Consider the following 22,425-nt stretch of genomic DNA (forward strand, 5'->3'; position numbering starts at 1 on the left):
GGGCGTCTAGCGTGTGGTCGGTGAGTACCGACGTCAGCCGCCTCCCACGCGACTTCTTCGCACGGTCCTCGGTGGAGGTCGCCCGCGACCTTCTCGGCTGCCTGCTCTCCTTCGGCGGGGTGACGCTGCGGCTGACCGAGCTCGAGGCGTATGCCGGTGAGGTCGACCCCGGGTCGCACGCCTTCCGGGGGGAGACGCCCCGCACGCGGCCGATGTTCGGTCCGCCCGGCTTCACCTACGTCTACTTCACCTACGGCAACCACTGGTGCCTCAACCTCGTCGCCGGCAACGAGGGGATCGCCGAGGCTGTCCTGGTCCGGGCTGGTGAGGTGGTCGATGGCCATGACATCGTCCGGGCGCGACGCGGGGACGTCGCCGAACGCGACTGGGCCAGGGGACCGGGCCGGCTGGGGCAGGCCCTGGGCATGGGCGGCGAGCACACCGGGCGCGATTTCTGCCGCCCGGTGCTCGGGGAGCCCATCGACCTCGTGGTGGCCCAGCCGGCTCGGCCGGTGCCGGCAGGTGCCGTGGGGACCGGGCCGCGTGTGGGGGTGAGCGGTCCGGGAGGGGACGGCACGGCATACCCCTGGCGGTTCTTCCTCGACGGGGACCGGTTCGTCTCCGCCTACCGCCCCGGCACCGTGCGACGGCGCCGCACGACCGCCCCACCCTCGTGAGTGAGCTGCCGGAGGCCCGACATTCGGGACTGCGCGGTACGCGGTGGCTCGCGCGTGACGGCATACGGCAGGCTGTGACCGGAGTGGGCGCCCGGCCCACCCGACAGAGAGGACACCGATACCCGTGACGGACATCTTCGACGAGCTGCAGTGGCGCGGCCTGGTGGCACAGTCCACCGACGAGGCGGCGCTGCACGAGGCCCTCGCCGACGGACCGGTCACGGTGTATTGCGGCTTCGACCCCAGCGCGCCCTCGCTCCACTTCGGCAACTTCGTGCAGCTCTCGGTGCTCCGTCGCATGCAGGCAGCCGGCCACCGGGTGATCTGCCTCGTCGGAGGGTCCACCGGCCTGATCGGGGACCCGAAGCCCGACTCCGAGCGCGTGCTCCAGGACAAGGACACGATCGCCGCGTCGGTGGCGCGGATCCAGCAGCTCGTGGGCCCGCTCCTGGACTTCGAGGGGGATAACCCGGCCCTGCTCGTCAACAACCTCGACTGGACGGCGCCGCTCAGCGCCCTCGACTTCCTGCGAGACGTCGGTAGGCACTTCCGCGTCAACCAGATGATCCGCAAGGAGGCCGTGGCGAGGCGGCTGGAGAGCGAGCATGGGATCTCCTACACGGAGTTCAGCTACCAGATGCTGCAGGCGCTCGACTTCCTCGAGCTCTACCGCACTCGTGGCTGCACCCTGCAGATCGGCGGCAGCGACCAGTGGGGCAACATCACCGCAGGCGTGGACCTCGTGCACCGGGCGGAGGGGGCGACCGTGCATGCCCTCGCGACCCCGCTGCTCGTCGACTCCACGGGGCGCAAGTTCGGCAAGTCGGAGGGTAACGCCGTCTGGCTGAGTGCCGACATGACGAGCCCGTACGCGTTCTACCAGTACTTCCTCAACGTCGAGGACGCGTCGGTCGTGGCGATGCTCAAGGCGCTCACCGACCGTTCGCGCGAGGAGATCGGACAGCTCGATGAGCAGGTGGCCAACGAGCCGTTCCGGCGCACGGCGCAGCGGACCCTGGCGGCTGACGTGACGACGCTCGTGCACGGTGCGGAGGCGACGGCGTCGGTGCAGGCGGCGTCCGAGGCGCTCTTCGGCAAGGGGGACCTGGGCGGGCTGGACCTGCGCACCCTGGACGATGCGACGGCGGAGCTGCCGGGAGCCGACGTGCCCGTGGGCACCAGCGTGGTCGACGCGCTCGTGGCGGTGGGTCTGGTCGACTCCCGCAACGGTGCGCGGCGTGCGATCGGTGAGGGAGGGGCCTCGGTCAACAACGTCAAGGTGACCGACCCCGACCGCGTGCTCGAGGAGGACGACTTCCTGCACGGCAGCGTCGCGGTGATCAAGCGCGGCAGGCGGAGCCTCGCAGCTGCCCGCCGAGCCTGATTCTGTCGGCGTCGAGCCGGATCCCGTTGCCCGGCAACGGGATCCGGCTCTTCCGACATCTGGGGTGACTGGAGTGCCGGCGGATTTGTGTTCCTCCGAGAGGCGGGGTTACTGTTCTCTTCGTCAGCCCGGCAGGGAGGAACGGACGCCACCGCGATCGACACGATCGAGCGCGAAGTTGGCCGGTCCCGGGGTTGACTCCGTGGTTCAGTTCGTGCCGGTTCTTCCGGTATGGTTCTGGACTGCCCCGCACGGACGTTCGAGTGATCGAGCGGTCGGCGGGACTCGCTGAAGCGGCCCGGATGATCGGGTAGGCTTGGGCGTCGTAGGAACCGCTGACACCAAGCGGGTCATGTCTGGCCGTCCTGAAGGGCGGGTCGCAGGTTTGACTCCCAAGCTTGAGGCGGGTAAGTTTGAAGGGTTGCCCCGGAGGCTGGCTCGTTGAGCCGGGTGATGGTGTGTGTCCGATTCTTGAGAACTCAACAGCGTGTCAAAAATCGATGCCAATTACCTCGTCCCGGGGCTGGCATGGTCGCCCGTTCGGGTGGTTGTGTCTGGTTTTGGGCGAATATCCTTTGGTTGAATTGAATGACTGACTCTTTTTGAGCTGGTTGTTCGACTTCAGTCAGGTTTTCGGACCCTTCTGGGGTTCAAAGTTTGCTCATCGTGTGGGTCTTTTGGGCTTGTGCGTGTGGGTGTTTGAACATCAACGGAGAGTTTGATCCTGGCTCAGGACGAACGCTGGCGGCGTGCTTAACACATGCAAGTCGAACGGTGACGATCAAGCTTGCTTGGTCTGATCAGTGGCGAACGGGTGAGTAACACGTGAGTAACCTGCCCCTGACTCTGGGATAACCCCGGGAAACCGGAGCTAATACCGGATACGACGCCAGCCCGCATGGGCATGGTGTGGAAAGTTTTTTCGGTCTGGGATGGACTCGCGGCCTATCAGCTTGTTGGTGAGGTAGTGGCTCACCAAGGCGACGACGGGTAGCCGGCCTGAGAGGGCGACCGGCCACACTGGGACTGAGACACGGCCCAGACTCCTACGGGAGGCAGCAGTGGGGAATATTGCACAATGGGCGGAAGCCTGATGCAGCGACGCCGCGTGAGGGATGACGGCCTTCGGGTTGTAAACCTCTTTCAGCAGGGAAGAAGCGCAAGTGACGGTACCTGCAGAAGAAGCACCGGCTAACTACGTGCCAGCAGCCGCGGTAATACGTAGGGTGCGAGCGTTGTCCGGAATTATTGGGCGTAAAGAGCTTGTAGGTGGTTTGTCGCGTCTGCTGTGAAAATCCGAGGCTCAACCTCGGACTTGCAGTGGGTACGGGCAGACTAGAGTGTGGTAGGGGAGACTGGAATTCCTGGTGTAGCGGTGGAATGCGCAGATATCAGGAGGAACACCGATGGCGAAGGCAGGTCTCTGGGCCATTACTGACACTGAGAAGCGAAAGCATGGGGAGCGAACAGGATTAGATACCCTGGTAGTCCATGCCGTAAACGTTGGGAACTAGGTGTGGGTCTCATTCCACGAGATCCGTGCCGCAGCTAACGCATTAAGTTCCCCGCCTGGGGAGTACGGCCGCAAGGCTAAAACTCAAAGGAATTGACGGGGGCCCGCACAAGCGGCGGAGCATGCGGATTAATTCGATGCAACGCGAAGAACCTTACCAAGGCTTGACATACACCGGAATCACCCAGAGATGGGTGCGTCTTCGGACCGGTGTACAGGTGGTGCATGGTTGTCGTCAGCTCGTGTCGTGAGATGTTGGGTTAAGTCCCGCAACGAGCGCAACCCTCGTTCTATGTTGCCAGCACGTGATGGTGGGGACTCATAGGAGACTGCCGGGGTCAACTCGGAGGAAGGTGGGGATGACGTCAAATCATCATGCCCCTTATGTCTTGGGCTTCACGCATGCTACAATGGCCGGTACAAAGGGCTGCGATACCGCGAGGTGGAGCGAATCCCAAAAAACCGGTCTCAGTTCGGATTGGGGTCTGCAACTCGACCCCATGAAGTCGGAGTCGCTAGTAATCGCAGATCAGCAACGCTGCGGTGAATACGTTCCCGGGCCTTGTACACACCGCCCGTCAAGTCACGAAAGTCGGTAACACCCGAAGCCGGTGGCCCAACCCTTGTGGGGGGAGCCGTCGAAGGTGGGACTGGCGATTGGGACTAAGTCGTAACAAGGTAGCCGTACCGGAAGGTGCGGCTGGATCACCTCCTTTCTAAGGAGCACTGGTCGCGTCCTCGTGGAGGAAGAGCGATCCAGAGCCCGGTCTGTCCCCGAGTGTGGGGCAGCGGGTGCTCAAGGGTGGAACATCGATTACTTGACACCGTCTCGAGCCGACAGCTCGCAAGTACAACCCTGGAGACAGGGAGTGGAACGCGGCTCTGGTTCGGGTGGGTGTCTGACACGTTGTTGGGTCCTCAAGGATCGGGCAACGCCAGCCGGCAGGGTGCGGGAACGCGCTCTGGTGGTTGGTGTGGCCGGGTTTCTTCTGGTCGTGGGCCCCACCGAAGATCTGGCGGTTGCTGGGTTGGGTGTGGGGTGCCGGTTGTATGTTGAGAACTTCACAGTGGACGCGAGCATCTTTGTAGTGTCAAGTTTTTAAGGGCACACGGTGGATGCCTTGGCACCAGGAACCGAAGAAGGACGTAGGAATCTGCGATAAGCCTCGGGTAGTCGATAACCAGACTGTGATCCGAGGATTTCCGAATGGGGAAACCCGGCTGGAGGCAAGTCCAGTCACCCGCACCTGAATATATAGGGTGCGTGGAGGGAACGTGGGGAAGTGAAACATCTCAGTACCCACAGGAAGAGAAAACAACATGTGATTCCGTGAGTAGTGGCGAGCGAAAGCGGATGAGGCTAAACCGGGCGTGTGTGATAGCTGTCAGGCGTTGCACGTTCGGGGTCGTGGGACCCGCCAGCTGGCTCTGACAGGCCGGCAGGGAGTGAGAAATCTGCGTCATAGTCGAAGAGCATTGAATGGCTCGGCATAGAGGGTGCGACCCCCGTAGACGAAATGGTGTGGACTCCCGGTGGTGTTTCCCAAGTAGCACGGGGCCCGAGAAATCCCGTGTGAATCTGGCAGGACCACCTGCTAAGCCTAAATATTCCCTGGTGACCGATAGCGGACAAGTACCGTGAGGGAAAGGTGAAAAGTACCCCGGGAGGGGAGTGAAATAGATCCTGAAACCGTGTGCCTACAATCCGTTGGAGCCTCCCGCCGTTGGGCGTGTGGGGTGACAGCGTGCCTTTTGAAGAATGAGCCTGCGAGTTAGTGCTCAGTGGCGAGGTTAACCCGTGTGGGGAAGCCGTAGCGAAAGCGAGTCCGAACAGGGCGATTGAGTCGCTGGGTCTAGACCCGAAGCGGAGTGATCTACCCATGGCCAGGTTGAAGCGCAGGTAAGACTGCGTGGAGGACCGAACCCACTTAGGTTGAAAACTGAGGGGATGAGCTGTGGGTAGGGGTGAAAGGCCAATCAAACTCCGTGATAGCTGGTTCTCCCCGAAATGCATTTAGGTGCAGCGTCACGTGTTTCTTGCCGGAGGTAGAGCTACTGGATAGCTGATGGGCCTCACCAGGTTACTGACGTTAGCCAAACTCCGAATGCCGGTAAGTGAGAGCGTGGCAGTGAGACTGCGGGGGATAAGCTCCGTAGTCGAGAGGGAAACAGCCCAGATCACCAGCTAAGGTCCCTAAGCGTGTGCTAAGTGGGAAAGGATGTGGAGTTGCTGTGACAACCAGGAGGTTGGCTTAGAAGCAGCCACCCTTTAAAGAGTGCGTAATAGCTCACTGGTCAAGTGATTCCGCGCCGACAATGTAGCGGGGCTCAAGCACACCACCGAAGCTGTGGCATTGACATTTTGTTCGGCACCGACACCTGCGGGTTCGGTGTCCAGACGTGTTGATGGGTAGGGGAGCGTCGTGTTGCCAGGGAAGCGGCGGAGTGATCCAGCCGTGGAGGCTACACGAGTGAGAATGCAGGCATGAGTAGCGAATGACGGGCGAGAAACCCGTCCGCCGAATAACCAAGGGTTCCAGGGTCAAGTTAATCTGCCCTGGGTAAGTCGGGACCTAAGGCGAGGCCGACAGGCGTAGTCGATGGACATCCGGTTGATATTCCGGAACCGGCGAAGAACCGCCCCTGATGAACCTTGTGATGCTAAGTGCCTGAAGCCGCCCACCAGACCCTTCGGGGTCTATCGGGTGGTGGAGCGCACGGCCCGATCAGGTAGTAGTCAAGCGATGGAGTGACGCAGGAAGGTAGCCTCCGCGTGGCGATGGTTGTCCACGTCCAAGGGTGTAGGGCGCGGTCCAGGCAAATCCGGACCGCATGAAAGCCTGAGACCTGATAGTGACCGCGAATGCGGGAAGAGGGTGATCCTATGCTGCCGAGAAAAACTTCTAGCGAGGTTCGAGCCGCCCGTACCCCAAACCGACTCAGGTGGTTAGGTAGAGAATACCAAGGCGATCGAGTGAATCGTGGTTAAGGAATTCGGCAAAATACCCCCGTAACTTCGGGAGAAGGGGGGCCCTGATCGTGACCCCACTTGCTGGGTGAGCGTGATCGGCCGCAGAGACCAGGGAGAAGCGACTGTTTACTAAAAACACAGGTCCGTGCCAAGTCGCAAGACGATGTATACGGACTGACGCCTGCCCGGTGCTGGAACGTTAAGGGGACCGGTTAGCACGCAAGTGCGAAGCTGAGAACTTAAGCGCCAGTAAACGGCGGTGGTAACTATAACCATCCTAAGGTAGCGAAATTCCTTGTCGGGTAAGTTCCGACCTGCACGAATGGCGTAACGACTTCTCCACTGTCTCAACCACGAACTCGGCGAAATTGCACTACGAGTAAAGATGCTCGTTACGCGCAGCAGGACGGAAAGACCCCGGGACCTTTACTACAGCTTGGTATTGGTGTTCGGTACGGCTTGTGTAGGATAGGTGGGAGACTGTGAAGCCGTCACGTCAGTGATGGTGGAGTCAACGTTGAAATACCACTCTGGTCGTTCTGGATATCTAACCTCGGTCCGTGATCCGGATCAGGGACAGTGCCTGGTGGGTAGTTTAACTGGGGCGGTTGCCTCCTAAAAGGTAACGGAGGCGCCCAAAGGTTCCCTCAGCCTGGTTGGTAATCAGGTTTCGAGTGTAAGTGCACAAGGGAGCTTGACTGTGAGACAGGCATGTCGAGCAGGGACGAAAGTCGGGACTAGTGATCCGGCGGTGGCTTGTGGAAGCGCCGTCGCTCAACGGATAAAAGGTACCCCGGGGATAACAGGCTGATCTTGCCCAAGAGTCCATATCGACGGCATGGTTTGGCACCTCGATGTCGGCTCGTCGCATCCTGGGGCTGGAGTAGGTCCCAAGGGTTGGGCTGTTCGCCCATTAAAGCGGTACGCGAGCTGGGTTTAGAACGTCGTGAGACAGTTCGGTCCCTATCCGCTGTGCGCGTAGGAAACTTGAGAAAGGCTGTCCCTAGTACGAGAGGACCGGGATGGACGAACCTCTGGTGTGTCAGTTGTCCTGCCAAGGGCACCGCTGATTAGCTACGTTCGGAAGTGATAACCGCTGAAAGCATCTAAGCGGGAAGCACGTTTCAAGATGAGGTTTCCAGGCCCGCGAGGGCGAGAGGCTCCCAGCTAGACGACTGGGTTGATAGGCCGGATGTGGAAGCACAGCAATGTGTGGAGCTGACCGGTACTAATAAGCCGATAACTTGACTTACAAAGATGCTACGCGTCCACTGTGCGGTTCCCGAGATACAAACGGGACCTGTGCCCACGATTTTGATATCTCCATAGAGTTTCGGCTGTCATAGCGAAGGGGAAACGCCCGGCTCCATTCCGAACCCGGAAGCTAAGCCCTTCAGCGCCGATGGTACTGCACTGGTGACGGTGTGGGAGAGTAGGACGCAGCCGGACATACTTTGTCAGAGCGCCCCAGACGGAACTTCATTGGTCCGACTGGGGCGCTCTTTCTTTTTTGCGCACGGAATGAGATGTGGCGCCGACCGCGGTCGGCGCGGAAGGATGCTGAACATGAGCGAGCAGGACGGCAACGAGCAGCGGCGCGACCGACGCGAGGACACCGGCGGACAGCGCCGGCCCGGGCGACGGGATGAGCCCAGGGGTGGTTCCGGGGCGCCCAGATCCGGTGGGTACCGCTCTGATGACCGCCGATCCTCTGGTGGGGACCGCGGTGGGGACCGTGGCGGGTACCGCTCCGATGACCGCCGATCCTCTGGTGAGGACCGCGGTGGGGACCGTGGCGGGTACCGCTCTGATGACCGCCGATCCTCTGGTGGGGACCGCCGATCCTCGGGTGGGGACCGTGGCGGGTACCGCTCTGATGACCGCCGATCCTCGGGTGGGGACCGTGGCGGGTACCGCTCTGATGACCGCCGTTCCTCTGGTGGGGACCGCGGTGGGGACCGTGGCGGGTACCGCTCCGCTGACGGCCGATCCTCAGGTGGGGACCGCGGTGGGGACCGTGGCGGGTATCGCTCCGATGACCGCCGATCCTCCGGCGGGGACCGTGGCGGGTACCGCTCTGATGACCGCCGTTCCTCTGGTGGGGACCGTGGCGGGTACCGCTCTGATGACCGCCGTTCCTCTGGTGGGGACCGTGGCGGGTACCGCTCTGATGACCGCCGTTCTTCGGGTGGTGACCGCGGACCCCGCCGCTTCGACGACCGACCGCGCGGAGGGGTGGGTCGTGGCCAGGACGAGGAGCGTCGTGGCGGCGCGCGCCTGACGCCCAAGTCGCCCCGCAAGCCGGAGCCGGCCATCCGGGAGGGCGTGACCGGTCACGAGGTCGACCGAGCGGTGAAGAACCAGCTGCGCACACTCTCCAAGGAGAACGCCGAGGGCGTGGCGCAGCACCTCGTCATGGTGGCCGAGCTGCTCGATGTCGAGCCCGAGGCCGCCCTCGCGCATGCGGAGACCGCGGTCCGTCGTGCGGGACGTGTCCCTGCCGCCCGTGAGGCGCTCGGGCTCGTCGCCTACCGCCTCGGTGACTGGGCAAGAGCGCTTGGGGAGTTCCGCACGGTTCGCCGGCTCTCGGGCTCCAGCCACCTGCTGCCCCTCATGGTCGACTGCGAGCGGGCCCTCGGGCGTCACGACAAGGCGCTCGAGCTCGCGCAGAGCGAGGAGGCCAACAACCTCGCGATCGACGACCGGGTCGAGCTGGCCATCGTCGTGTCGGGCATCCGCCGTGACCTGGGTCAGCTCGACGCGGCGGCGGCCGGCCTGAGCGACCTGGTCCGGCGCATCAACCCCAACCGCCCCTCGGCGGCCCGGCTGTTCTACGCCTACGCCGACGCCAAGCTGGCAGCCGGCGACCCGGACGCCGCCCGCGACTGGTTCGCCCGCGCGGCCGACGCGGACCACGAGCTGACGACCGACGCCGCTGAGCGCCTCGAGGAGCTCGATGGCGTCGACGTCACCGACCTGCTCGGGGACGAGGACGACGAGGACCACGGGCTCGAGGCTGCGCCGGAGCACTGATCGAGGTACCCGAGAGACCGTGCACATGACACCCGGAACCCCGCCCCAGCCGCTCAGCGCCGGCTACGACGGCATCATCTGCGACCTCGACGGGGTCGTCTACCGCGGCGCCGAGGCGGTGCCCGGGGCGCCGCGCTCCCTGCAGGAGCTGGTGCACGGTGGGGTGCGCCTGGTCTACGCCACCAACAACGCGTCACGGGTGCCGGCGGAGGTCGCCCGGCAGCTCGCTGCGCTCGGGGCTCCGGCGACCGAGTCCGACGTCGTCTCGAGCGCGCAGGCCGGCGCGGCCCGGCTCGCAGCCGACCTGCCCGCCGGCACGCGGGTCCTCGCGCTAGGGGGCCCGGGGGTCGCGGAGGCGTTGAGCCGGGTGGGTCTGGTGCCCGTCAAGCCCGCCACCGTGGCTTCAGGAGATCGGCCGGTTGGAGGCGCCTCCCCGCGGGAGGGCCTCGTCGCCAGTGACGTCTCCGCGGTGCTCCAGGGCTTCGGCCCGGACCTGACGGTGGCGGACTTCGAGACGGCGGCCCGCCTGCTGACCCAGGGCGTCCAGTGGGTGGCCACCAACGACGACGCCACCCTGCCCCTGCCGTGGGGTCAGTCGCCCGGCAACGGCGCGTACGTCGACCTGCTGGCGGCTGCCACGGGTCGCCGACCGGATGTCGTGGGGAAGCCGTACCCGCCGCTCTACCGGTTGGCCCTCGACCGCCTCGGAACCCCTGCGACGCGCACCCTCGCCGTCGGGGACCGGCTGGCCACCGACATCGCCGGGGCGCGCGCCGCAGGTCTGGACTCGGCGTGGGTGCTGACCGGCGTCGACGGCCCGTCCGACCTCATGGACACCGACGCGACCCCCACCTTCGTCGTCGCCTCCCTGTCCGAGCTCCAGCAGCCGTATGCCGTGCCGCGGCGCGAGGCGCTCGGCTGGCGCTGCGGGGGCGCGTCGGTCACCTACTCGGACGAGCAGCTGGTGATCGGCCACGAGGGCGGCGCACCCATGGAGGTGGTGCGAGCCGGCCTCGCCGCCCTGGTCGAGGCGCGTGAGTCCGGGGCTGTCCCCGACCGGCTGCGGCACGCCGCCCGGGTGCTCGACCGGATCGTCGAGGACACCCGCGACGACTCCTGCGGCGAGTCGGGGGACCACTCAGCGGCGGACGTCCCTGACGAGGAGCCGGCGTCCAAACCGGTAGCGTGACCGCAGGACCCACCCACCTTGCAGGGAGGCATGCACATGTTCGGCGACAGCCACGCCCGGAGCCACGACTCCGGGTCCGATGACCCCACCGACCTCGCCACGGACGCCCTCGATGACGCCCTCGATGACGCCCAGGTCGAGGCCGCACCACCCGAGGCGGACGCCGTCGCCCTCGTCCCGACGCCGCCGGTGACCGGCGACGAGGCCGTCGACGAGGCCATGACGCGCCTGGCCGCGGCGCAGGCGGGATCCTTCGCCGAGCGCATCGAGTCGGGCGAGCACGCCCACCGCAGCCTGCAGAGCCGCCTCGGCGCCCTGGGTGGCGCGTGACGCGTCGTCTCGACGTCGAGCTCGTCGTCCGCGGCCTCGCCCGGTCCCGTGCCCAGGCCCGCGAGCTCGTGACGGCCGGTGTCGTCCTCGTCGACGGCGCCGCGGCCACCAAGCCGGCGCTCCCGGTCCACGACTCCACCATCCTGGAGCTGACGCGCGAGCCGGACCGGTGGGTGGGGCGGGCCGCGCTGAAGCTGCTGCGCGCCCTGGACACCTGGCCCGTCCCGGTGGAGGGCCGACGGTGCCTGGACGTGGGAGCGAGCACCGGTGGCTTCACCCAGGTGCTCCTCGAGCGCGGGGCCGCCCACGTCACCGCCCTCGACGTCGGCCACGGACAGCTGGCCTCGACCATCTCCTCGGACCCGCGGGTGACCGACCTGCCGGGCACCAACATCCGTGATGTCGACGCCGCCGCCCTCCGCGGTCCGTTCGACCTCGTCGTCTCCGACCTCAGCTTCATCTCCCTGCGGATCGCCCTTCCGGCCATGCGTCCACTCGTCACCGGCGACGGCGACCTCGTCGTCCTCGTCAAGCCACAGTTCGAGGTCGGCCGTGAGCGGCTCAGCCGTACCGGCGTCGTCACCTCCCCGCACGAGCACCGGCGAGTGCTCCGCGACGTCGCGGCCACCGCCTCCGAACAGGGCCTGCACCTGCACGGCGCGACGGCCAGCCCCATCACCGGGACCGACGGCAACCGCGAGTTCCTCTTCTGGCTCGCCCCTCGGCGGGTCCTCGGCGCCTCCCCGGCCGCCCTGGATGACATGCTGGGGGCCATCGACCTGGAGGGAGACCTGTGACGCGCCGCATCCTGCTCGTGGCCCACCCGCGGCGCCCCGAGGCCCTGACCGTCGCCAAGGGAGTCGTCCAGCGACTGACCGCCCTCGGGATCGACGTGTCGCTGCAGGCCGACGAGGCCCAGGCCCTGGACCTCAAGGACAGCTCCCGGGTCCACATCTCCTCCACTGAGGAACAGGTCGCCGAGGGCTGCGACCTCGTCGTCGTGCTGGGTGGCGACGGCACCATCCTGCGCGGCGCCGAGTTCGCGCGGAGCGTCGACATCCCCCTCCTGGGCGTCAACCTGGGCCACGTCGGCTTCCTGGCCGAGGCGGAGCGCGACGACCTCGACGCGACCGTCGAGCACATCGCCCGGAGCAACTACGCCGTCGAGGAGCGCATGACGCTCCACGTGGACGTCAAGCTGCACGGCGACCTCGTCGCGAGCAGCTGGGCCCTCAACGAGGTGAGCGTCGAGAAGGCAGCCCGCGAGCGGATGCTCGAGGTCACCGTCGAGGTCGACGGGCGCCCGCTCACGAGCATGGGCTGCGACGGCGTCATCGTGTCCACCCCGACCGGCTCCACGGCCTACGCGTTCTCCGCGGGCGGACCGGTCGTCTGGCCGCAGGTCGAGGCGATGCTGCTCGTCCCGAGCGCTGCGCACGCGCTCTTCGCGCGGCCGCTGGTGCTCGGCCCCGACACCCACGTGGCGGTGGAGATCCAGGCGGCCACCGAGGGCGTCGGGGTGATGTGGTGCGACGGGCGCCGCCACGTCGACCTGCCACCGGGCGCCCGCATCGAGGTACGCCGTGGGCTGCGTCCCGTACGCCTCGCACGGCTGACGAGCGCCCCCTTCACCGACCGCCTCGTCGCCAAGTTCAACCTCTCGGTCGCCGGCTGGCGCGGCAACGGCGAGAGGACCGCCGTTCCCGGCAGTGCACGTGATGACGGTGCCCGGCCCTAGGGTGGTCGCGTGTTCAGCCAGATGAGGATCCGCGGCGTCGGCGTCATCGACGAGGCCGTCCTCGACCTCAGCCCCGGGCTCAACGTCCTGACCGGTGAGACGGGCGCGGGCAAGACCATGGTCGTCTCCGGTGTCGGGCTGCTGCTCGGCGAGCGAGCCGACTCCAGCCTCGTGCGCACCGGCGCGGACTCCGCGTTCGTCGAGGGCGTCGTGCAGCTCCCGCTCGACCACCCGGCCCTCGCGCGAGCAGCCGAGGCCGGCGGTGAGCACGACGCCGGCGAGCTCGTCCTGGCGCGGACCATCGCCGCCGCCGGGCGGTCACGGGCCCACGTCGGTGGACGCACCGCCCCCGTCTCCGTGCTGTCCGACCTCGGGCAGATGCTCGTGGCCGTCCACGGCCAGTCCGACCAGTGGCGACTCAAGCAGGGCGACGCCCACCGGGCCGTGCTCGACGACTTCGGCGGCCCGGAGGTCACGACACACCGGGACCGAGTCGCCGCGCTGCACGACGAGTGGCGCGAGTGTGCCCGCGAGCACGAGCGGCTCGTGTCCGAGGCCCGGGAGCGCGCCCGCGAGATCGACTCGCTCACCGCCTCCCTCGAGGAGATCGAGGCGGTCGACCCCCAGCCCGGCGAGGACCTGTCCCTGCGTGTCGAGGACGAGCGCCTCGCCCACGCCGACACGCTCCGGCTGGCTGCAGCCTCCGCGCTGGCCGACCTCAGCGGCGACGACTACGCCCCGGATCCGGCGCCCAACGTGCGTGACCTCGTCGGGTCCGCGCGCGCCGCGCTGAGTCCTGCCACGGCCCACGACCCGGCCCTCGCGGGCCTCGACGAGCGACTCCACGAGCTGGGCACCCTGGTCACCGACCTCGCTGGCGAGCTGACGGCATACCTCCAGGACGTCGACCTCGACCCGGAGCGGCTCGGATGGGTCCAGGAGCGTCGTGCGGCCCTCGGTGTCCTGACGCGCAAGTACGGCGAGACCGTCGACGAGGTGCTCGAGTGGTCGGGGCGCGCTGCCGCCCGGCTCGACGAGCTCGTCACGGCGGACGACCGCGTCGAGCGCCTGGGCGCGGACGTGGCCGAGCTCGAGTCCGCCGTCGTCGCGGCCTCGCTCGCCCTCTCCGCCGCCCGACGCGCTGCGGGGACGGAGTTCGGCACCCGCGTGTCCGACGAGCTGTCGCACCTGGCGATGGGCAAGGCCGTCGTGCACGTGGACGTGCGCCGGCGGCTCGACCCGGACGGCGTCGCCCTGCCCGACGGCGAGCGCGTGCGCCTGGCCCGGCACGGCATCGACGAGGTCGAGATCCTCCTGGCAGCCAACCCGGGGGCGACCCCGCGCAGCGTGGCGCGCGCCGCCTCCGGCGGTGAGCTCTCCCGCGTCATGCTCGCCCTGGAGGTCGTCGGTTCGCGCAGCTCCTCCGGCGAGACGGCCGGGCCGCCGACGTTCGTCTTCGACGAGGTGGACGCCGGTGTCGGTGGACGGGCAGCGCTCGACGTCGGCGCCCGCCTGGCAGCCCTCGCCGAGCACGCGCAGGTCATCGTCGTGACGCACCTCGCACAGGTCGCCGCCTTCGCCGACCGGCACCTCGTCGTGCACAAGGCCGACGACGGGCGCATCACTTCCAGCAGCGTCTCGGCCGTGGAGGGCGATGCCCGGCTGCGCGAGCTCTCCCGGATGATGGGCGGCGACCCGGACTCCGAGGCCGGTCTGGCCCACGCCGGTGACCTGCTCGAGCAGACCTCCACCGCGCGCAGCCGCGCCGCGAGCGGCGGGATCCGGCACTGAACGGACGTGGCACGATTGGGGGCATCATGGCCCTTCCCATCCGCCGTCGCCCACGTGCTCCCGGCACCGGTCCAGGTGTCGTCGGACCCGCCAGGGTGGACCGGCGCACCAAGACCCTGACGAAGCGCCTGCAGCCGGGGGACGTCGCCGTCATCGACCATGCCGACCTCGACAAGGTCAGCGCCGACGCCCTCGTCACGGTGCGCCCCGCAGCCGTCGTCAACGCCAGCGCCTCCATCAGCGGGCGCTACCCCAACCTCGGCCCGCAGATCCTCGTCGACGCCGGCATACCCGTCCTGGACGACGCGGGCCCCGAGGTCATGACCCTGGCCGACGGTGACCCGCTGCGGCTCGACGGTCCCGAGCTGTGGTCGGGGGAGCGCCACGTCGCCACCGGCACCCTGCTCGACGCCGAGACGGTCCGAGCCCAGATGCACGACGCGCGGGCGGGTCTCGCGGTGCAGATCGAGGCCTTCGCGACCAACACGATGGAGTTCATCCGCAAGGAGCGCGACCTGCTGCTCGACGGGGTCGGCGTGCCGCCCATCACGACGGACCTCGACGGGCGCCACTGCCTCATCGTCGTGCGCGGCTACCACTACCGCGAGGACCTCGAGGCGCTGCGCCCCTACATCCGCGAGTACCGCCCGGTCCTCGTCGGCGTCGACGGGGGCGCCGACGCCATCCTGGAGGCCGGGCACCGGCCCGACCTCGTCGTCGGCGACATGGACTCGGTGTCAGACCGGGCGCTGCGGTGCGGGGCGGAGATCGTCGTGCACGCCTACCGTGACGGCCGGGCGCCCGGGCTTGCGCGCGTCGAGGCGCTCGGCATCACGCCCGTCGTCTTCCCCGCGGCCGGCACGAGCGAGGATGTCGCGATGCTGCTCGCAGACGACTCGGGGGCCGAGCTGATCGTCGCCGTCGGCACGCACGTGACGCTCGTGGAGTTCCTCGACAAGGGCCGCGACGGGCAGGCCTCGACCTTCCTCACGCGGCTGCGGGTGGGCGGGAAGCTCGTCGACGCCAAGGGAGTCAGCCAGCTCTACCGGGCACGCATCCCGGGCCGGCTCCTCGTCACGATGCTGCTCGTGGGCATGCTGGCCCTCTTCGTCGCGCTCGCGTCGACCCCCGCGGGGCAGGCCTGGCTGCAGGTCCTCGCCGCTCGCTGGGACGACGTCTGGACCGCCATCACCGGGATCGTCACATGATCGACTTCCGCTACCACCTCGTCTCGATCATCTCCGTCTTCCTCGCGCTGGCCGTCGGCATCGTGCTCGGCGCCGGTCCGCTGCAGGCCAACCTCGGCGACCAGCTCGGCGAGCAGGTCGCGGCACTGCGCACCGAGAAACAGGCCCTCAACGACAAGCTGACCACGAGCCAGAAGCTCATCGACGCCTCGGACGAGTACGAGACCGCCGTGCAGGAACGGGTCGTCCGCGGACGACTCACCGGCCACCGGGCCCTCGTGCTGGCCATGCCCTCGGTGGACAGCACCATGGTGGGCAGCCTCGAGTCCGTGGTCGGCCAGAGCGGGGCCGCGCTCACAGGGACGGTCGCGCTCAGCGCAGACTGGTTCGACCCCACCCGCGCCGACGACCGGGCCACCGCTGCCCGCGACGCGGCGGCCGCCTTGGGACTCACCTCCAGCGCCACCGGCGATGCACTCCTCGTCGAGGTCCTCACCGACCTGGCCGTCTCCACCACCGCCAGCACCACGTCGCCGAAGCGCAGCGCGGCGCTCAAGGTGCTCCTCGACGCCAACCTGGTCGACAGCTCCGTCGCCGACCTGCCGCCGGCCGACGTCGTGCTCGTCGTGTCGGGTGACTACGCGGGCACGGAGTCGGTGGTGAGCCAGCGTTCCGACGCGGTCCGAGCGCTGCTGACGGCCCTCGCGGGATCCTCCCGGGCCACGGTCGTCGCAGGAGGCGAGACGGTCGCTGCCGCGGGCCAGCCCGCCACCTCCAACGCCGTCCAGGCGGTCCGCGAGAAGTCGGAGACCGCCTCCGTGATCTCCACCGTCGACCACGTGCGCGCGGGCAACGGGCCGGCCCTGGCGGTCCTCGCGCTCGAAGGCGCCCTCGACGAGCGCATCGGGCACTACGGGATCAGCGCCGGCGCGACCGCCAGGCTGCCGCGGGTCCTCCCGTGACGTCCCTGCACCGTCGGGCGGGATCCTCCGCGCCGACGGCCGTCCCTGTCGCCGTGTCGTCCGCAGTCGCCTCGTGGGCGCTGCTGCGCCTCGGACGCCGTATGCCGCTGGTGGCCCGAGAGCCCTGGGCTCGCACCAACCACGCGGGCCGAACCGTCACCCTGCTCGAGGGGCCGGCCTGGGTCGGTGGAGCGCTGGGGGGAGTGGTGACCGCCCGGGTGGCAGGCCGCCGGCGCACCGGCACCACCCTCTCCACCAGCCGACCTCAGGGATCCGGTGCCGCCCCGGCGTTGGTGGCGCTGGCAGCAGGCGCTCTCGGCGCCCTCGACGACCTGGCGGGCGGCGCAGCCGACAAGGGGCTCAAGGGCCACCTCGGCGCCCTCGCGCGCGGACAGGTCACCACCGGTGCCGTCAAGGTGGTGGGGCTGGCGGTCTGCGGCCTCCTCGGCGCCGCCCTGTCCGACGCCGCGCGAGACCGCACGGACCGCTCGCGCTCCCCCCGGACTGCGCCCGCGGGTGTGCTGGCAACCCTCGTCGGGGGTGCTGTCGTCGCGGGTGCCGCGAACGCCGTCAACCTCTTCGACCTGCGTCCCGGCCGCGCCCTCAAGGTGACGCTCGCGGCGGCCCTGCCCCTGGTCGGAACCCCTGCCGGCGCGGTTGCGGCGGGCGCGTCGCTCGGCGTCCTGCGCGACGACCTGCGGGCGACCTCGATGCTCGGTGACACCGGCGCCAACGCCGCTGGGGCGCTGCTCGGCCTCGCGCTCGTCGAACGGACCGGCCTGCCCGGGCGGGCCGCGGCGCTCATCGGCCTGGCCGCGCTCACCCTCGCCTCCGAGCGGGTCAGCTTCACCCGGGTCATCGAGGGCAATCGGGTACTGCGCCGCCTGGACGAATGGGGCCGGGAGGCGCGATGAGCGCACCGGTTCCGGCTCGCCCCGACCCGTCGCACCGACGGCTGTTCGCTGCCGCCGGTGGCATCGCCGCGATCACCCTCGTGGCCCGCATCGTCGGCTTCGGCCGGTGGTTCGCCTTCTCGCACTCGGTGGGGGCCACGTGCGTCGGCAGCGTCTACCAGTCGGTCAACGCCGTGCCGAACGTGCTCTTCGAGATCGCCGCCGGCGGGGTCCTGGCGGCGGTGGCCGTGCCGCTCGTGGCCGGTGCGCTGGGACGCGGCGACCGGCGCCACGCGGACGCCACGGCATCAGCCCTGCTCACCTGGGCCGTCCTCGTCCTCGTCCCGCTCGGAGCGGTCGTCGCCGCGGCGGCCAGACCGATCGCGGCGACCCTGCTGGGCACCGGCTGCAGCGACGAGGTGGAGCTGGGCTCCGAGCTGCTGCGGGTGTTCGCGCTCCAGATCCCGCTCTACGGCGTGGCGATCGTGCTGGCCGGTGTGCTGCAGGCGCACCACCGCTTCGCCGGCCCGGCCTTGGCGCCCCTGCTCTCGAGCCTGGTCGTCATCGCCACCTATCTCGTCTACCGGGGCCTGGCTCCCGACCCGGCGGCCGAGATCGGCGCCGTGCCGCACGATGCGCTGCTCGTGCTGGGCATCGGCACGACCCTCGGCGTCGTCGCCCTGGCCCTCCCGCTGCTGGTGCCGGTGCGCCGCGCCCGCGTGCGGCTGCGGCCGGCCCTGCGGTTCCCCGACGGCGTGGCGCGCCGCGTCCGGGTGCTGGCCCTGTCCGGGCTGCTCGCCGTCGCCGGCCAGCAGCTCGCGACCCTCGTCGTCATCCGCCTCGCCAACGACCGCGGCGGCGCAGGCACGCTCAACGTCTACACGTACGCCCAGGCGGTCACCCTGCTGCCGTATGCCGTCCTGGCCGTGCCGCTCGCGACGGCTGCCTTCCCCTCGCTGGCCCGTGAGCACGCGGTCGCCGACGGGCCCGGAGAGGCGAGCGGGGCCGGGTCGCCTGCCGCACCCGGCACCGCAGGGGGCACGCTGCGGCGGGCCTGGCTCGCCACGCTGGTCGTGGGCCTGTTCGGGGCGGCCCTCCTCGTGGCGGTGGCGGTCCCCGTGGGGGCCTTCTTCTCGGCCCTCGACGCCGGCTCGCAGGGGGACGCCTCGGCGGAGACGCTGGCGGCCATGGGAGACGCCGTGACCCTCTTCGCGCCCTCGGTCGCCGCACTGGGGGTCGTGGGCCTGCTGACGAGGGCCTCCTACGTCCACGGCTCGCCGCTCGCGGCCGGCGCTCTCGCCGCCACCGGCTGGTTGGCCACCCTCGTGTTCCCGCTGCTCGTGCTCGACCCGGAAGGCGCAGGAGGCCCCGACACGGTGCGCGCCCTTGCCGCCGGGTCGTCGCTCGGGCTCGTGCTGGCGGCGGTGCTGCTGAGCCTGCTCGTCGGGCGCGCGTGGGGCAGGCACGCCCTGTCGCTGCCCCTGCGCCCCCTGCTGGGCGCCCTCGTGGGCTCGGCGGCAGCTGCGCTGGCAGGGCGGGCCGTCGCCTCGTGGCTCTCGATCAACGGCATCGGGCACTCGCTCGCGTCCAGCGTGGTCGTCGGCCTCGGCGTCGGGCTCCTCGCGCTCTTGGTCATGGTCGCCCTCGCCCTCGCCGTCGACCCGTCGGTGCTGAGCCGGGTGGCGCGACGCCCACGGCGCTCCGAGGCGACCGCCGAGGTCCGCCCATGAGAGTGCTCACGCTCCTCGGCCGGGCGAGCGGCGGCATCGGCGCGCATGTCGACGGCCTCGTCGCAGACCTCCGAGAGCTGGGTCACCACGTCGACGTCGTGACGGCCGCGTCGACCGCCGAGGCCTTCGGCTGGGTCGACGCCCGCCCACTGTGGCCCGTCCACGCCGGGGTCCGGGCGCCGCTCGGCCTGCTGGAGTGGCACCGGATCATGCAGCTCGCCGGCACCGTCGACGTCGTCCACGCGCACGGGCACCAGGCGGCGGTGGTCGCGGCCGTCGCCGTGGCCCGCGCGCGGCCACGCCCGCGCCTGTTCGTGTCCCTGCACAACGACCTGCCGTCGGTCGCACCCGCCTCTGCACCGTTCAGGGCGCCGTTCACGGGCGCGGCATCACCACCGGCGGCTGCGCCCCACAACGCCGCCTGGTGGTCCCGGGTGGGCTCCAGCGCGGCGAAGCGCCTGCTCGGCTGGTCCCTGCGGCAGGCGCAGCTCGTGACCGGGGCGAGCCCGGACCTCGTCGAGCACGCCCGCGCGCTCGGGGCCCGCCGGGTCGAGCTCGCGCTCGCGCCGTCCCAAGCCGTCGCCGGCCTGCTGCGGGCCGGGCCGCTGGAACCGGGGGAGCGCAGGCGTCTGCTGACCGACGCCGGTCTCCCGGCCGAGCGGCCCCTGGTGCTCACCGTCTCGCGGATCGCTCCCCAGAAGGACCTGCCGACCCTCCTCGCGGCCGCACGCCGGTCCCAGGTGCCGGCGACGTGGGTCGTCGTCGGCAGCGGCGACGAGCGGCTGCGCGCCGACCTCGAGCTGGAGGCGGACGGCATACGCGAGGAGGACGGCGGGGATGCCCGGGTGCGGTTCGTCGGGTCCCGGACGGACGTGCCGGAGTGGCTACGCGCGGCGGACGTCTTCGTGCTGACGAGCCGGTGGGAGGCCCGCGCGCTCGTCGTCCAGGAGGCGATGGCCGCCGGGGTGCCCGTCGTGGCGACCCGCACCGGGGGCCTGCCCGGCCTCGTCGGCGACGCCGGTTCGCTTGTCGCGGTGGGCGACTCGGTCTCCGTCGCCGACGAGGTGGACCGCCTGCTGCTCGACCCCGCCGCCCGGCACAGGATGGCCGCGGAGGCACGTTCGCGAGCCGCCTCGTGGCCCCCGCCGGAGGAGGAGGCGCGCCGATGGGCGGAACGCTACGCGGCGGACCCCCTCGACATGACGTAGAGTTGAAGCCCGTGGTGGAAACGACGAAGCACATCTTTGTGACCGGGGGCGTTGCCTCCTCTCTCGGCAAGGGCCTCACGGCATCCAGCCTCGGACGACTTCTGCGATCGCGGGGCCTGCGGGTCACGATGCAGAAGCTCGACCCCTACATCAACGTCGACCCGGGAACGATGAACCCGTTCCAGCACGGCGAGGTCTTCGTGACCGACGACGGCGCCGAGACCGACCTCGACATCGGTCACTACGAGCGCTTCCTCGACGTCAACCTCGTCGGCGCGGCGAACGTGACGACCGGCCAGGTCTACAACAACGTCATCGCCAAGGAGCGCCGCGGCGAGTACCTCGGCGACACGGTCCAGGTCATCCCGCACATCACCAACGAGATCGTCGCCCGGATGCGCGCGCTCGCCACCGGAGGCCCGGACGCGCCGGACGTGATCATCACCGAGATCGGCGGCACCGTCGGCGACATCGAGTCGCTGCCCTTCCTCGAGGCGGCCCGCCAGGTGCGCCACCTCATCGGCCGCGACAACAGCTTCTTCCTGCACGTCTCGCTCGTGCCCTACCTCGCCCCCAGCGGAGAGCTGAAGACCAAGCCGACCCAGCACTCGGTCGCGGCCCTGCGCCAGGTCGGCATCCAGCCCGACGGGCTCGTCCTGCGCGCCGACCGCGAGATCCCCGAGCCGATCAAGCGCAAGATCTCGCTCATGTGCGACGTCGACGTCGCAGCCGTCGCCGCCTGTGTCGACGCCCCCAGCATCTACGACATCCCCAAGGTGCTCCACCGCGAGGGTCTCGACGCCTACGTCATCCGCCGCCTCGGCCTGAAGTTCCGCGACGTCGACTGGACCGAGTGGGACCAGCTGTTGCAGCGGGTCCACGACCCGGAGTACGACATCGAGGTCGCGCTCGTCGGCAAGTACATCGACCTGCCCGACGCCTACCTCTCCGTCACCGAGGCCCTCCGCGCCGGCGGGTTCCACCACGACGCCAGGGTCAAGATCCGCTGGGTGGCCAGCGACGAGTGCCAGACTCCGGCCGGTGCGCAGAAGGCGCTGGGCGGCGTCGACGCGGTCCTCGTGCCCGGCGGCTTCGGCGTGCGCGGCATCGAGGGCAAGCTCGGCGCGCTGACGTGGGCCCGCGAGAAGCAGGTGCCCACCCTCGGCATCTGCCTCGGCCTGCAGTGCATGGTCATCGAGTACGCCCGCACGGTGCTCGGCAACGCCGACGCCAGCTCCACCGAGTTCGACCCGGGGACCGCGCACCCCGTCATCGCGACGATGGAGGAGCAGAAGGCCTTCGTCGAGGGCGCCGGTGACCTAGGCGGGACCATGCGCCTCGGCCTCTACCCGGCGGCCCTCAAGGAGGGCAGCGTCGTCCGTGAGGCCTACGGTGCGGCCGAGGTCAAGGAGCGTCACCGGCACCGCTACGAGGTCAACAACGCCTACCGCGCCGACCTCGAGGAGGCGGGCCTCGTCTTCTCCGGTACGTCCCCGGACGCCACTCTCGTCGAGTTCGTCGAGCTGCCGCGCGAGGTCCACCCGTACTACGTCTCGACCCAGGCGCACCCGGAGTTCCTCTCCCGCCCGAACCGCGCCCACCCGCTCTTCGCCGGCCTCGTGGGCGCCGCCCTCGAGCGTCGCCGCAGCGAGCGCCTCGTCGAGGTGGAGCGCCACCGGGCCGCGGTCGACGCCGGACGCGCGGCAGGTGACGCCGGGAGGGCCGCGGGTGAGGTGGGCGATGCCGCCGAGCACGGCGCATACGCCTCCGTCAGCTCCTCCGGCGCCTCGTCAGCGTCGGACGACGTCTGAGCCGGCGG

14 protein-coding genes, 3 rRNA genes and 1 CRISPR repeat array are annotated in these 22,425 nt (G+C 69.3%); all 17 genes read left to right on the plus strand.

Going from position 1 to position 22,425, the window contains the following annotated elements; translation table 11 throughout:
• Nucleotides 1-20 precede the first annotated feature (20 nt).
• The 17 genes from LQK93_RS16365 (at nt 21) to LQK93_RS16445 (ending at nt 22,417) form a co-directional block, all read left to right on the plus strand.
• The gene (locus tag LQK93_RS16365; protein WP_374968831.1) at nt 21-677 is read left to right on the plus strand and encodes a DNA-3-methyladenine glycosylase; all 657 of its coding nucleotides are present in this window, start codon (nt 21-23) and stop codon (nt 675-677) included.
• Nucleotides 678-801: 124 nt separating this feature from the next.
• Nucleotides 802-2,061, plus strand: coding sequence for a tyrosine--tRNA ligase (tyrS, locus tag LQK93_RS16370; protein ID WP_374968832.1), 1,260 nt, complete (start codon nt 802-804; stop codon nt 2,059-2,061).
• Nucleotides 2,062-2,767: 706 nt separating this feature from the next.
• Nucleotides 2,768-4,290: ribosomal RNA gene (locus LQK93_RS16375) — 16S ribosomal RNA — on the plus strand.
• A gap of 373 nt (nt 4,291-4,663) precedes the next feature.
• Nucleotides 4,664-7,797, plus strand: a 23S ribosomal RNA gene (locus tag LQK93_RS16380).
• Between the two features lie 80 nt (nt 7,798-7,877).
• A 5S ribosomal RNA gene (gene rrf / locus LQK93_RS16385) occupies nt 7,878-7,994 on the plus strand.
• The 16S, 23S and 5S rRNA genes sit together here, the layout of an rRNA operon.
• A gap of 276 nt (nt 7,995-8,270) precedes the next feature.
• Nucleotides 8,271-8,713: a CRISPR direct-repeat array (repeat unit 26 nt; unit sequence GGTGGGGACCGTGGCGGGTACCGCTC).
• A 67-nt stretch (nt 8,714-8,780) separates the two neighbouring features.
• Entirely contained in the window at nt 8,781-9,578 is a 798-nt protein-coding gene (locus tag LQK93_RS16390) for a tetratricopeptide repeat protein (RefSeq protein ID WP_374968833.1), read from the plus strand.
• Nucleotides 9,579-9,603: 25 nt separating this feature from the next.
• The gene (locus LQK93_RS16395) at nt 9,604-10,767 is read left to right on the plus strand and encodes an HAD-IIA family hydrolase (protein ID WP_374968834.1); all 1,164 of its coding nucleotides are present in this window, start codon (nt 9,604-9,606) and stop codon (nt 10,765-10,767) included.
• A 36-nt stretch (nt 10,768-10,803) separates the two neighbouring features.
• A complete protein-coding gene (locus LQK93_RS16400) occupies nt 10,804-11,097 on the plus strand; it encodes a hypothetical protein (RefSeq protein WP_374968835.1) in 294 nt (97 codons plus the stop codon).
• Nucleotides 11,094-11,894 carry a TlyA family RNA methyltransferase gene (locus tag LQK93_RS16405; protein WP_374968836.1) on the plus strand — a complete coding sequence of 267 codons (801 nt, stop codon included), beginning with the start codon at nt 11,094-11,096 and terminating at the stop codon, nt 11,892-11,894. The genes LQK93_RS16400 and LQK93_RS16405 overlap by 4 nt, the downstream gene beginning before the upstream one ends.
• Nucleotides 11,891-12,835 carry an NAD kinase gene (locus LQK93_RS16410; RefSeq protein WP_374968837.1) on the plus strand — a complete coding sequence of 315 codons (945 nt, stop codon included), beginning with the start codon at nt 11,891-11,893 and terminating at the stop codon, nt 12,833-12,835. The genes LQK93_RS16405 and LQK93_RS16410 overlap by 4 nt, the downstream gene beginning before the upstream one ends.
• Nucleotides 12,836-12,844: 9 nt before the next feature.
• Nucleotides 12,845-14,626, plus strand: coding sequence for a DNA repair protein RecN (gene recN / locus LQK93_RS16415; protein WP_374968838.1), 1,782 nt, complete (start codon nt 12,845-12,847; stop codon nt 14,624-14,626).
• Between the two features lie 26 nt (nt 14,627-14,652).
• Nucleotides 14,653-15,834: a putative cytokinetic ring protein SteA gene (gene steA / locus LQK93_RS16420; protein ID WP_374968839.1), complete on the plus strand. Its 1,182-nt coding sequence runs from the start codon at nt 14,653-14,655 to the stop codon at nt 15,832-15,834.
• A complete protein-coding gene (locus LQK93_RS16425; RefSeq protein ID WP_374968840.1) occupies nt 15,831-16,775 on the plus strand; it encodes a copper transporter in 945 nt (314 codons plus the stop codon). The genes steA and LQK93_RS16425 overlap by 4 nt, the downstream gene beginning before the upstream one ends.
• 53 nt (nt 16,776-16,828) lie before the next feature.
• On the plus strand, nt 16,829-17,689 hold the full coding sequence (locus tag LQK93_RS16430) for a hypothetical protein (protein ID WP_374968841.1): 861 nt from the start codon (nt 16,829-16,831) through the stop codon (nt 17,687-17,689).
• A complete protein-coding gene (gene murJ, locus LQK93_RS16435; RefSeq protein ID WP_374968842.1) occupies nt 17,686-19,398 on the plus strand; it encodes a murein biosynthesis integral membrane protein MurJ in 1,713 nt (570 codons plus the stop codon). Before LQK93_RS16430 ends, murJ begins: the two co-directional genes overlap by 4 nt.
• On the plus strand, nt 19,395-20,606 hold the full coding sequence (locus LQK93_RS16440) for a glycosyltransferase family 4 protein (protein ID WP_374968843.1): 1,212 nt from the start codon (nt 19,395-19,397) through the stop codon (nt 20,604-20,606). Before murJ ends, LQK93_RS16440 begins: the two co-directional genes overlap by 4 nt.
• Complete coding sequence (locus LQK93_RS16445; RefSeq protein WP_374968845.1) at nt 20,564-22,417, plus strand: CTP synthase; 1,854 nt, start codon at nt 20,564-20,566, stop codon at nt 22,415-22,417. Before LQK93_RS16440 ends, LQK93_RS16445 begins: the two co-directional genes overlap by 43 nt.
• The last annotated feature ends 8 nt before the right edge of the window (nt 22,418-22,425 follow it).

The sequence above is a fragment of the Terrabacter sp. BE26 genome (assembly GCF_041941675.1).
Taxonomy (GTDB): Bacteria; Actinomycetota; Actinomycetes; order Actinomycetales; family Dermatophilaceae; genus Terrabacter.

Excerpts from the sequence above, each read along its gene's own strand:
- LQK93_RS16425 (WP_374968840.1), top strand. The coding sequence starts at position 15,831 with ATGATCGACTTCCGCTACCACCTCGTCTCGATCATCTCCGTCTTCCTC.
- steA (WP_374968839.1), top strand. The coding sequence starts at position 14,653 with ATGGCCCTTCCCATCCGCCGTCGCCCACGTGCTCCCGGCACCGGTCCA.
- LQK93_RS16400 (WP_374968835.1), top strand. The coding sequence starts at position 10,804 with ATGTTCGGCGACAGCCACGCCCGGAGCCACGACTCCGGGTCCGATGAC.
- LQK93_RS16440 (WP_374968843.1), top strand. The coding sequence starts at position 19,395 with ATGAGAGTGCTCACGCTCCTCGGCCGGGCGAGCGGCGGCATCGGCGCG.
- murJ (WP_374968842.1), top strand. The coding sequence starts at position 17,686 with ATGAGCGCACCGGTTCCGGCTCGCCCCGACCCGTCGCACCGACGGCTG.
- LQK93_RS16395 (WP_374968834.1), top strand. The coding sequence starts at position 9,604 with ATGACACCCGGAACCCCGCCCCAGCCGCTCAGCGCCGGCTACGACGGC.
- LQK93_RS16445 (WP_374968845.1), top strand. The coding sequence starts at position 20,564 with ATGGGCGGAACGCTACGCGGCGGACCCCCTCGACATGACGTAGAGTTG.